The 12,009-nt window shown below is 63.5% G+C and carries 9 protein-coding genes; 5 read left to right on the top strand and 4 right to left on the bottom strand.

Annotated features, from left to right (window positions below; translation table 11 throughout):
* Positions 1-38: 38 nt before the first annotated feature.
* Positions 39-2,792 carry a response regulator gene (locus tag IFT57_RS01660; protein WP_192150148.1) on the bottom strand — a complete coding sequence of 918 codons (2,754 nt, stop codon included), beginning with the start codon at positions 2,790-2,792 and terminating at the stop codon, positions 39-41.
* 284 nt (positions 2,793-3,076) lie between these two features.
* On the opposite strand from IFT57_RS01660, the gene cysM reads away from it, so the two are divergent.
* The 5 genes from cysM (at position 3,077) to IFT57_RS01635 (ending at position 9,130) form a co-directional block, all read left to right on the top strand.
* Positions 3,077-3,979 (top strand): cysteine synthase CysM, encoded by a 903-nt coding sequence (cysM, locus tag IFT57_RS01655; protein ID WP_192047512.1) that lies wholly within the window; start codon positions 3,077-3,079, stop codon positions 3,977-3,979.
* Positions 3,979-5,370 carry a 23S rRNA (uracil(1939)-C(5))-methyltransferase RlmD gene (gene rlmD, locus IFT57_RS01650; protein WP_192150146.1) on the top strand — a complete coding sequence of 464 codons (1,392 nt, stop codon included), beginning with the start codon at positions 3,979-3,981 and terminating at the stop codon, positions 5,368-5,370. Before cysM ends, rlmD begins: the two co-directional genes overlap by 1 nt.
* Before the next feature lie 76 nt (positions 5,371-5,446).
* Positions 5,447-7,690, top strand: a complete 2,244-nt coding sequence (gene relA / locus IFT57_RS01645) for a GTP diphosphokinase (RefSeq protein WP_122478932.1) — start codon at positions 5,447-5,449, stop codon at positions 7,688-7,690.
* 37 nt (positions 7,691-7,727) lie between these two features.
* Positions 7,728-8,561: a nucleoside triphosphate pyrophosphohydrolase gene (mazG, locus tag IFT57_RS01640; RefSeq protein ID WP_192150141.1), complete on the top strand. Its 834-nt coding sequence runs from the start codon at positions 7,728-7,730 to the stop codon at positions 8,559-8,561.
* Positions 8,562-8,587: 26 nt separating this feature from the next.
* Complete coding sequence (locus IFT57_RS01635; protein ID WP_122478929.1) at positions 8,588-9,130, top strand: DUF2058 domain-containing protein; 543 nt, start codon at positions 8,588-8,590, stop codon at positions 9,128-9,130.
* Between the two features lie 54 nt (positions 9,131-9,184).
* Here the strand turns inward: IFT57_RS01635 and IFT57_RS01630 are convergent, their stop codons facing one another.
* The 3 genes from IFT57_RS01630 to IFT57_RS01620 form a co-directional block, all read right to left on the bottom strand.
* Positions 9,185-9,367, bottom strand: coding sequence for a hypothetical protein (locus tag IFT57_RS01630; RefSeq protein ID WP_122478927.1), 183 nt, complete (start codon positions 9,365-9,367; stop codon positions 9,185-9,187).
* A 242-nt stretch (positions 9,368-9,609) separates the two neighbouring features.
* On the bottom strand, positions 9,610-10,962 hold the full coding sequence (locus IFT57_RS01625) for a dicarboxylate/amino acid:cation symporter (RefSeq protein ID WP_122478926.1): 1,353 nt from the start codon (positions 10,960-10,962) through the stop codon (positions 9,610-9,612).
* A 329-nt stretch (positions 10,963-11,291) separates the two neighbouring features.
* Positions 11,292-12,002: a DUF3108 domain-containing protein gene (locus tag IFT57_RS01620; protein ID WP_122713030.1), complete on the bottom strand. Its 711-nt coding sequence runs from the start codon at positions 12,000-12,002 to the stop codon at positions 11,292-11,294.
* Positions 12,003-12,009: the final 7 nt, after the last annotated feature.

Genomic DNA, 12,009 nt, shown 5'->3' with positions numbered 1-12,009 from the left:
TAGACGCGCCATGCTAGCACGCCCGCCACGGCGCGGCCTCAGGCCATCGCGCGGGCCTGCTCCTCGAGGCGAATGATGGCTTCGTCCAGTTCATCCAGCGCCGCCAGGGCGGCCGGATCGTTCTGCTTGAGCAAGGTTTCGCTGCGCAGGCAGGCAGCGCGTAATTGCGGCACCCCGCAGTAGCGGGTGGCGCCGTGCAGGCGGTGTACCCGCTCGATCATGGCGTTCTGATCCGCATTGATCCGCGCCAGTTGAATCGCTTCGCGGTCGGCCTGCAGTGACGCCAGCAGCATCGCCAGCATGTCGGCGGCCAGATCGGCCTTGCCCGCCGCCAGGCGCAGGCCCTCGGCAGCATCGAGCACCTGCAGGGTATTGCTTTCCAGCGGCAGGTCCGCGGTCTTGTCCAGGCTTTGCGCGCTCAATGCCAGCCCCGTCCATTTCAGCACCACCTGGGCCAGCTGGCGTTCGCTGATGGGCTTGGTCAGGTAATCATCCATCCCGCTCTGCAGCAAGGCACGCTTTTCATTGGCCATCGCATGGGCGGTCAGCGCCACGATGGGCAGGGCGGTACCGGTCTGGGCACTTTCCCACAAGCGGATGCGTTCGGTGGTTTCACGGCCGTCCATCTCCGGCATCTGCACATCCATCAGCACCAGGTCGAGCCCACCTTCCTGTACCGCCTTGATCGCCGCCGCGCCGTTGTCCACCGCACGCACCTCGGCGCCGAGGTCTTCGAGCAGGGTCTGCACCAGCAGCAGGTTGGCCGGGTTGTCATCCACGCACAGCACGCGCGGTGCGCGCTCGCCGCTGCCTTCGGGACTTTCGTAGCGCAACTGCTTGGGGTTGATCAGGTCCGCCAGCGCGCGGCGCAGCCGGCGCGTGCAACTGGGCTTGGCCTGCAACTGGCGATCCGCGTTGGGCACGGCGGCATGGAACAGCGCCTGTTCGGTCGTCGGGCACAGCACCAGCACCTGGCAGCCGCTCTGCTCGATCTCGCGGATCTGCACGGCGAGGCGTTCCGGCGATATCTCGTGCGCGGTGATGCCCAGCACGGCCAGGTCCAGCGGCTGGCCTGCCTGACGCGCGGCGTGGGTAGCCAGCACCAGCTTGTCCAGCGACTTGAAGTCGGTGACCTCCAGGCCACAGTCTTCGAGCTGATGCTGCAACGCTTGGCGTGCCAGTTCATGGCCGTCGACGATGGCGATGCGGCGGCCGAGCAGGGGTGCCGAGGGCAGATCTTCGGCATCGTCGCGAGCCTTGGGCAGATTCAGGCTGACCCAGAATTCGGAGCCCTCGCCGGGCGTGCTGTCGACACCGATCTCGCCACCCATCTGTTCGACCAGACGCTTGGAAATCACCAGCCCCAGGCCCGTGCCGCCGGGCTGCCGTGACAGCGAGTTGTCGGCCTGGCTGAATGCCTGGAACAACGCCCGTACATCCTGACCGGACAGGCCGATACCGGTGTCCTGGACACTGATGCGCAATTGCACGCTGTCTTCTGTCTCGTCCTCCATCATGGCGCGAGCGACGATGGTGCCCTCGCGGGTGAACTTGATGGCGTTGCTGACCAGGTTGGTGAGGATCTGCTTGAGCCGCAGCGGGTCGCCGATCAGCGACAGCGGGGTGTCGCGGTAGACCAGGCTGACCAGTTCGAGCTGCTTGGCATGGGCAGCAGGTGCGAGGATCGTGAGGGTGTCCTGCAGCAGGTCGCGCAGGTTGAACGGAATGTTGTCGAGTACCAGTTTGCCGGCCTCGATCTTCGAGAAGTCGAGAATTTCATTGATGATGCCCAGCAGGCTGTCCGCGGATTTTTCGATGGTGCCCAGGTAATCCAGCTGGCGAGGGGTGAGCTCGCTTTTCTGCAGCAGATGGGTGAAACCCAGTATGCCGTTGAGCGGGGTGCGGATTTCGTGGCTCATGTTGGCGAGGAATTCGGACTTGATCCGGCTCGCTTCCAGCGCTTCCTTGCGCGCCAGGTCCAGTTCGATGTTCTGAATCTCGATGGTTTCCAGATTCTGCCGCACGTCTTCGGTGGCCTGGTCGATGCTGTGCTGCAGTTCTTCCTGAGCATCCTGCAGGGTTTCGGCCATGCGATTGATGCCGGCGGCCAGGGCGTCCATTTCATGGCTGCCCATGGCCGGTACGCGGCTTTCCAGATTGCCGTCCTTGATCTGCGTGACGGTGTCCTTGATCTGTCGAATCGGCGCACTGATGCTGCGACTCATGTGCGCCGCGAGCAGCGCGGTGATGCTCAGCCCGGTGAGAATCAGCAGCAGGCTGGCGAACAGGCTGCGGTAGCCGCGCAGCAAGGTGCCGTCATGGGACAGTTCCAGTTCGACCCAGCCCAGCAGATGATCGACTTCGCCGGGTACCTCGTCACTGGCCAGGTCGCGATGGCGGCCGAACACGGGCATCAGATAGCGCGTGGCGTCGAAGCCGCTGCGTTGCAGCGAGTGCGTGCTGTTGCCGATCGGCACCGCGTTGAGCATCATCGGCCCGGCATGCGCGAGCACGGTCCTGTCCGCACCCAGAAAGGTCACCGAGCGCACGTCCGTCAGCTCCAGGGATTGCGCGGCCACGCGTTCCAGGCGCTCGCGGTCCTTGGCCGCCAGGGCCGGTGCGGCCAGCGGCGCGAGCTGTTCGGAAATCATGTCGCCGCGCTGCAGCAGTTGCCGTTGCAGATCGGACTGTTGCATCCAGGTGAAATAACCACCCAGGATCAGCGCCATGCAGGTGGCCGGAATGAGCGCGAGCAGCAGCACGCGGGTTTTGATACCGAGTTTCTTCAACACGCCGCAGGCGCCTTCTGACTGAGCAATGGTGGGAAAATACAGCGGGCCGTGACGATGCGCCAGTCGCGTGCGCCGAGGGGTTGGGCTCGCGGGCATGTGCAGCGTCGCCACAGGCCGAACCAGAGCCACTCAATGTCGTGGGAGGGCATTCGACCCGAGGGTATAAAAGGTGCCTCCCGGCTGCTTATGCTTTCACGCTATAAGGTGCGCACTTTGCGTGATATGGGTAGGCCGCGTTTGCCGGTATGATAGGCCACCCCCGCAGTCTGGATTGCGAATACGCCATGACCCCGCAGTACCTAACCATCGCCGACTGCGTCGGCAACACGCCGCTGGTGCGCCTGCAGCGCCTGGCTGGCGAGACCAGCAACACCTTGCTGCTCAAGCTGGAAGGCAACAACCCGGCCGGTTCCGTGAAGGACCGCCCGGCGCTGTCGATGATCAGCCGCGCCGAAAGCCGTGGGCAGATCCAGCCGGGCGACACCCTGATCGAAGCGACCTCCGGCAATACCGGCATCGCCCTGGCCATGGCGGCTGCGATCAAGGGCTACAAGATGATTCTGATCATGCCCGACAACTCGACGGCCGAACGCAAGGCGGCCATGACCGCCTATGGCGCCGAGCTGATTCTGGTCACCCGCGAGCAGGGCATGGAAGGCGCGCGCGACCTGGCCGAGCGCATGCAGCGGGAAGGGCACGGCAAGGTCCTCGACCAGTTCGCCAACGGCGACAACCCCGAGGCGCACTACCGCAGCACCGGTCCGGAAATCTGGCAGCAGACGGCCGGTACCATTACCCATTTCGTCAGCTCCATGGGCACCACCGGTACCATCATGGGCACTTCGCGCTTTCTCAAGGAGCAGAATCCCGCGGTGCAGATCGTCGGTCTGCAACCCATGGAAGGCGCCGCCATCCCCGGCATCCGCCGCTGGCCGGAAGAGTATCTGCCGCGTATCTACGAGGCCGATCGGGTCGATCGGATCATCGACATGGCCCAGCATGAAGCCGAAGACACCACCCGCCGGCTGGCGCGCGAAGAAGGCATCTTCTGCGGCGTGTCGTCCGGTGGCGCGGTGGCGGGCATGCTGCGCCTGTCGCGCGAAGTGAGCAATGCGGTCATCGTCGCGATCATTTGCGATCGCGGCGACCGCTACCTGTCCAGCGGCATCTTCGACGCGCCCAACTGATGGCCAGAACCAAACCTGGCCTGCGCTTCCAGCCGACAGGCGGCACCCGTGCGCCGCAAGTGCCGACCGGCAAGAAACAGCGCCTGCCGATCGAGCGCCTGGCCAACGACGGGCGCGGCATTGCCTTCTTCGAAGGCCGGACCTGGTTCGTCAGTGGTGCCCTGGCCGGCGAGCAGGTCGAGGCGCGGGTGCTCAATGCCCACGGCAAGATCGTCGAAGCGCGCTGCGAGCGCGTGCTCGTGGCCAGCGAGCTGCGTCGCCCGGCCCCTTGTCCGCATTTCGGCACCTGCGGCGGCTGCAGCATCCAGCACCTGCCGCACGGCCAGCAACTGGCGCTCAAACAGCGTCTGCTGGCCGAGCAGTTGTCGCGCGTGGCCGGTGTCGAGCCGCAGGAGTGGGCAGCGCCACTGAGCGGGCCCGAGCTGGGCTATCGCCGGCGCGCCCGCCTGGCGGTGCGCTGGGATCCCAAGGCGCGGCATCTGGCGGTGGGCTTTCGTGCCGCGGCAAGCCAGGACATCGTCGATATCAGCCAGTGCCAGGTCCTGGTGCCGGCGCTGCAGCCGGTCATCGAGCAGCTTCCACAGCTGCTGCGCAGCTTCGTCAAGCCCCAGGCGCTGGGGCACGTCGAGCTGTACGCGGGTACTGCACTGGCCTTGCTGCTTCGTCATACCGCCGCGCTGGCCGATACTGACCTGGCCGCGTTGCAGGCGTTCTGCACGGTGGCGAACCTGCAGCTGTGGCTGCAGGGCGAAGGCGAGCCGGCGCCGGTGCAACCGGACGCATCGCTGGGGTTCGCGCTGGCGCCCTGGAAGCTTGAGCTGGCCTACCGACCGGGCGACTTCGTCCAGGTCAATGCGGCCGTCAACGACGCCATGATCGCCCAGGCGCTGGACTGGCTGGCACCCGAACCCCACGAGCGGGTTCTGGATCTGTTCTGCGGGCTCGGCAACTTCGCCTTGCCACTGGCACAGCGCTCGCGCGAAGTGGTGGCGGTCGAAGGCGTGGCGGCCATGGTGCAGCGCGCTGCCGACAATGCCGCTGGCAACAATTTGCATAACACTGGCTTTTACCAGAGCGACCTGTCGCAGCCTCTGGGCGCCGCCGAGTGGGCCGGTGAAGGTTTTTCTGCGGTACTCTTGGATCCACCTCGCGACGGTGCTTTCGAGGTGGTGCGCACGATCCGCGCACTGGGTGCGCAACGTCTGGTGTATGTCTCCTGTAACCCGGCAACTTTGGCCCGCGATACGGTCGAATTGTTGAGGCAAGGCTACAGGCTAAAACGAGCCGGGATCCTCGACATGTTTCCGCAAACTGCGCATGTCGAGGCCATGGCGTTATTCGAAGCGGGCCAGGATGGCCCGTCCAATCCGACTGGCGCGCGAAACGCCTGATCAATGCCGGCCCAGCATTGGTCATAGCCAGCGACTGTTGATGCGCTTCGGCGTGTTGTAGGGAAAGGTAAGCAAGATGGTACAGGTGAGAGCACGCCAGCCGATCAACACCGACGGCAGTATCAATCTCGATGCATGGCTGGATCATATCGTCAGCGTGGATCTGGTGCTGGACCGCGAGGCCCTGAAGCAGGCCTGCGAGTTCGCCCAGGCCGCCGAACTGGTGGGCAACCCGGCCCAGCATTCCTGGGCCGACGGCACGTCGTGTTTCCAGGCGGGGCTGGAGATCGCCGAGATCCTCGCCGACCTCAAGCTCGACCAGGATTCACTCATGGCCGCGGTCATCTACCGCGCGGTCCGCGAGGGCAAGGCGAGCCTGGAAGAGGTCGGCAGGCGCTTCGGCAGCACCGTGTCCAAGCTCATCGACGGCGTGCTGCGCATGGCGGCCATCAGCGCCAGCCTCAGCCCGCGCCAATCCATGGTGCTGGGCTCGCAGGTACAGGTCGAGAACCTGCGCAAGATGCTCGTGGCCATGGTCGACGATGTCCGCGTGGCGCTGATCAAGCTGGCCGAGCGTACCTGCGCGATCCGCGCGGTGAAGAGCGCCGACGACGAGAAGCGCAACCGCGTGGCCCGCGAGGTGTTCGACATCTATGCGCCGCTGGCGCATCGGCTGGGCATCGGCCACATCAAATGGGAACTCGAGGACCTGTCGTTCCGCTACCTGGAGCCCGACCAGTACAAACAGATCGCCAAGCTGTTGCATGAACGCCGCCTGGATCGCGAGCGCTTCATCACCGAGGTGATGAGCCAGCTGCACAACGAACTGCTCGACACCGGGGTCAAGGCCGACATCAGCGGGCGGGCGAAACACATCTATTCCATCTGGCGCAAGATGCAGCGCAAGGGCCTGGAGTTCAGCCAGATCTACGACGTGCGCGCGGTTCGCGTGCTGGTCCCGGAAATGCGCGACTGCTATACCGCGCTGGGCATCGTGCACACCCTCTGGCGGCACATCCCCAAGGAGTTCGACGACTACATCGCCAACCCCAAGGAGAACGGCTATCGCTCGCTGCACACCGCGGTGATCGGCCCCGAGGGCAAGGTGCTGGAAGTGCAGATTCGCACCCACGCCATGCACGAAGAGGCGGAGCTGGGCGTGTGCGCGCACTGGCGCTACAAGGGCACCGACGTCAAGTCCGGGTCCAACCAGTACGAAGAAAAGATCTCCTGGCTGCGCCAGGTGCTGGAATGGCACGAGGAGCTGGGCGACATCGGCGGCCTGGCCGACCAGTTGCGGGTCGACATCGAACCCGACCGGGTTTATGTGTTCACCCCCGACGGCCACGCCATCGACCTGCCCAAGGGCGCGACGCCTCTGGACTTCGCCTACCGCGTGCACACCGAAATTGGCCACAACTGCCGCGGCGCCAAGATCAACGGCCGTATCGTCCCGCTCAACTACAGCCTGAACACCGGCGAGCAGGTCGAGATCATCACCAGCAAGCACGGCACGCCCAGCCGTGACTGGCTCAACTCCAACCTCGGCTACGTCACCACGTCCCGTGCACGGGCGAAGATCGTCCACTGGTTCAAGCTGCAGGCGCGCGACCAGAACGTCGCCGCCGGCAAGTCGCTGCTCGAACGGGAGCTCAGTCGCCTGGGCCTGCCTCAGGTCGACTTCGACCAGCTCGCCGAAAAAGCCAACCACAAGGGCGCCGAAGACATGTTCGCCGCCCTCGGCGCGGGCGACCTGCGCCTGGCGCATCTGGTCAATTCGGCGCAGCAACTGGTCGAACCCGAGCGCGGCAACGAGCCGATGGAGCTGGTCACCCGCAAGGCAACCGGTTACAAGCCGGGCAAGCGTGGCGATATCCAGATCCAGGGCGTCGGCAACCTGATGACGCAGATGGCCGGCTGCTGCCAGCCGCTGCCCGGCGATGCCATCGTCGGCTACATCACCCAGGGCCGTGGTGTGAGCATTCACCGCCAGGACTGCGCATCGGTGCTGCAACTGGGCGGACGCGAGCCGGAACGGATCATTCAGGTCAGCTGGGGCCCGGTGCCGGTGCTGACCTATCCGGTCGATATCATCATCCGTGCCTACGACCGCTCGGGCCTGCTGCGCGATGTTTCGCAGATCCTGCTCAACGAGCGGATCAACGTGTTGGCGGTCAATACACGCTCGAACAAGGAAGACAACACCGCCTTGATGTCGCTGACCATCGAGATCCCCGGCCTCGACGCCCTCGGGCGCCTGCTCGGACGCATCTCGCAGTTGCCGAACATCATCGAGACACGCCGCAACCGGACGCCGTGAACCGGCGGACACCGACACTTTTGCAAAGAGCCCGAGCATGTACACACTGCAAGACCTGCTCAACCTCATGGCCCGGCTGCGAGACCCGCAGCACGGTTGCCCGTGGGACGTGAAGCAAACCTACGCCAGCATCGTCCCGTACACCCTGGAAGAAGCCTATGAGGTGGCCGACGCCATCGAACGCGAGGACTTCGAGCATCTCCAGGGCGAGCTTGGCGACCTGCTGTTCCAGGTGGTCTATTACAGCCAATTGGCGCGCGAGGAGGGCCGCTTCGAGTTCGAAGGCGTGGTCGATGGCATCACCCGCAAGCTGATTCGCCGCCACCCCCACGTGTTCCCCACCGGCGAGCTGTACGCGGCCCTGGACACGCCGCAGCTGGACGAGCAGCAGGTCAAGCAGCGCTGGGAGGAAATCAAGGCCCAGGAGCGGGCCGAGAAGGGCGGGGTGGGCGAGCAGCTGTCGCTGCTCGACGACGTGCCCACAGCGCTGCCGGCGTTGTCGCGTGCTGCCAAGTTGCAGAAGCGCGCCGCGGTTGTCGGTTTTGACTGGCCGGGCCCGCTGCCGGTGCTCGACAAGGTCCGGGAAGAACTCGACGAGGTGCTGGAGGCCATGGCCGCCGACGATGCGCCCGCGGTGGCCGAAGAAATCGGCGACCTGCTGTTCAGCGTGGTCAATCTGGCCCGCCACCTCAAGGTCGACCCGGAAAATGCCCTGCGCGGCGCCAACGTCAAGTTCGACAGGCGATTCCGCTTCATCGAGCAGGCATTGCGCGACACCCATACCAACATCCAAGATTGCACCCTGGAAGACATGGACGCCCTGTGGGGCGAGGCCAAACGTCAGGAACAGAATCTGCCCAGCTGTGGCTGAGCCGTTTTATAAGTGAGCAGAACACCATGAGCCTTTCCCTCCGCGACCAATTGTTGAAAGCTGGACTGGTCAACCAGAAGCAGGTCAAGCAAGTCAGCAAGGACAAGCAGAAGCAGAAGCGTCTGGAAAACAAGGGCCAGGTCGAGGTGGACGACACGCAGCAGCGTATCGCCCAGCAAGCCATGGCCGAGAAGGCGCGCCGCGACCAGGAGCTCAATCGCCAGCAGCAGGACAAGGTCGAGGAGAAGGCCCGTGCCGCGCAGGTCAAGCAGTTGATCGAGGCGACCAGGCTGCCCAAGCTCACCACCGAGGACTACTACAACTTCGTCGACGACAAGAAGGTCAAGCGCCTGTCTGTCAACAACCTGATGCGCAGCAAGCTGAGCAACGGTTCGCTGGCGATCGTCCAGCACGGGGGCGGCTACGAGGTGATTCCGCGCGAGGCCGCGCTCAAGGTCCAGGAGCGCGCGCCGCAGCGCATCGTCATGCTCAATGTGGCCACCGAAGAAGTCGACTCGGCGGAAGATCCATACGCCGCCTACAAGATTCCGGACGACCTGATGTGGTAACGCCCTGAAACGACAAACCCCGCCTGAGCGGGGTTTTTCTTGCGCGGCGAACGGTCAATTCGAAGCGCGTTGGCTTTCGAGTGTTTCCAGTTCGTTCTTGTAGCTGTGGGCATCGTTTTCGTTGTGGAACATCCCTACCAACAGGTCCTGCTGGTAGACATCCCAGATCTGGATGCCTGCCGCCACGCCTTCGTGGGACATATGGGCTTCGTCGCGCTCGGTCACTTTTACAGTCATGGGAAAGCTCCTTTCTCGAATATCTGCAACCTGGCGTGTGCAGGTCTTTGTTATAGAGTTGGGTAGCTTGCTAAGTAAACAGACGAATCCTGCAACAGTTTTTTACCGAAACCGTCGCAATCGGCAAACGCCCGTGGGCCGTGCGCTGCGGCGGATTGTCGCAGCGGGTTCAGCGCTGTGAAACAAATTTCATCCAACAAAAAACCCATCCGAAGATGGGTTTTTTTTATCGCTGGACGGGATCAGCGCAGGGTAGTGCTCTGTGGCGTGGTGTCGGCATCACGGCCTTCGGCTACGCCCAGGTCGTCTTCCGGACGGCCGTCGACGATGGCGCGGCCACCGGAAGCCAGCTCGGTCTGCAGGACTTTCTCGTCCAGCTCGCCTACCCACTTGGCAACCACCAACGTGGCAACCGCGTTACCGACCAGATTGGTCAGTGCGCGTGCTTCGGACATGAAGCGGTCGATACCCAGGATCAGTGCAAGGCCTGCGACCGGCAGTTGGCCAACGGCCGACAGAGTAGCGGCCAGCACGATGAAGCCCGAACCGGTGACACCGGCAGCGCCCTTGGAGGACAGCAGCAGTACCAGCAGCAGGGTAATCTGATGAGTCAGATCCATGGTGGTGTCGGTCGCCTGGGCGATGAACACGGCGGCCATGGTCAGGTAGATCGAGGTGCCGTCCAGGTTGAACGAGTAGCCAGTCGGAATGACCAGGCCTACGACCGACTTCTTCGCGCCCAGGCGTTCCATCTTGATCAGCATGCGCGGCAGTGCCGATTCCGAGGAAGAAGTGCCCAGAACGATCAGCAGCTCTTCACGGATGTAGCGGATGACCTTGACCACGCTGAAACCGTGAGCGCGGCAGATGGCGCCCAGCACCAGCAGCACGAACAGTACGCAGGTGACGTAGAAGCAGATCATCAGCTGGCCCAGCTGCACCAGCGAACCCACGCCGTAGGCGCCGATGGTGAAGGCCATGGCACCGAACGCACCCAGCGGCGCCAGCTTCATGATCATGTTGATGATGTTGAACATGGCGTGGGCGAAGCGATCAATCAGGTCCAGCAACGGCTTGCCGTAGGCACCCAGGCGATGCAGGGCGAAACCGAAGATCACCGAGAACATCAACACCTGAAGGATGTCGCCGTTGGCGAAAGCGCCGACGATGGTGTTCGGGATCACGTTGAGGATGAAGCCAACGATGCTCTGGTCAGCGCCTGCCGAAACGTAGCTGGCGATCTTGCTGGCGTCCAGGGTCGATACGTCGACGTGCATGCCGGCACCGGGCTGGACCACGTTGACCACGACCAGGCCGATGATCAGCGCCAGGGTCGAGACGACTTCGAAGTACAGCAGGGCGTAGCCACCGGTCTTGCCGACCGACTTCATGCTCTGCATGCCGGCGATGCCGCTGACCACAGTGCAGAAGATGATGGGGGCGATGACCATCTTGATCAGCTTGATGAAGCCGTCGCCGAAGGGCTTGAGCTTGACCGCGAACTGAGGGTAGAAGTGGCCGATCAGAATACCGATGATGATCGCGACGATCACCTGGAAATACAGCGATTTGTACAGCGGCTGACGAGTCGTCATTTTGCAAGTTCCTCAAGTGTATCGCCTGGCACCCGTTCCGGAGTGTTCGCGACACCTAAAGCACGAACCCTCCTGTCTGGAGGGATTTGTTGTGGGCGAGTTGCACGGTGGCAAACCTCTGCGGAATGTATTGCAGGTGCCGTGCCATAGTTGCGTGCTGATGGCACAACACGGGTGGCTGCGGCCTGGGCAGGGCTATGGTTGTCGTCACATAGCTGTACAAGTGGCGGGAATCCGCCCTGTGCGCCTCCCTGTGCCGAAACCATGGCGGATATCCGCCCACAAAAAAGGGCCCCGTAGGGCCCTTGTCGTTACCGCAAGACAGCCACTCAGCTGCCTTTGACCGATTTGCCGTCCACCGTGCCGTCCTGCAGCATGATGTTGTATTCCTTGCCGTCGGTCTCGACCTGCTGCAGACGCACCAGCAGATAGTCCCAGTCCTTGGCGAACCAGAGCACGGTGATGCGCTTGCTTTGAGTGGGATCGCGCACGCGCTCGACCTTGATCGCGTCGACCTGGCCCGCCTTGGTCTCGACTTTCTCGGTGCCCAGTACGCGGAAATCATAGGTGTCGATCTCGTCGCCATCGACCACCTGGTAGCTCATGCTCTTCTTGCCTGCGGCGACGTCGTGCTGCAAAGCCAACTGGTAAGTGGATTTGTCCAGGACGCCGGTGTTGAGGGGCAGGTTGATCGGGTCGCCACGGTCGGTGCCGGTGACTTTCTTGGCCGCCCAGTCGAAGTCGAGGTTGACCTTGCGGGCCTTGCCCAGACCGCCACGCTCGAAATTGTAGGTCTCGGGCAGCATGGTTTCCTTGTCGACACGCAGAGTGCTGACTTCGCTCAGGCTGGCGATCATCATCGAGGCCTTGAAGGCCAGGGTCCAGTCGCCGTTGGCGCCCTTGCTCAGGCTGCGCTCGGCGGTGCCGCTCATGGGCAGCTGTTTCCAGTCGGCCGTGTAGCTTGCGGAAAAGGGCTTGAGCTCTGCGGCGTGAAGCGGAAGGGCCAGCAGGGCAACGGCGAAGAGCAGGGCGCGACGCATATAAACT

The sequence above is a fragment of the Pseudomonas sp. CFBP 13719 genome (assembly GCF_014842095.1).
Classification (GTDB): Bacteria; Pseudomonadota; Gammaproteobacteria; order Pseudomonadales; family Pseudomonadaceae; genus Aquipseudomonas.
Note: the sequence above shows the minus strand (reverse complement) of the source record. Positions and strands in the feature narration are given on the sequence as shown.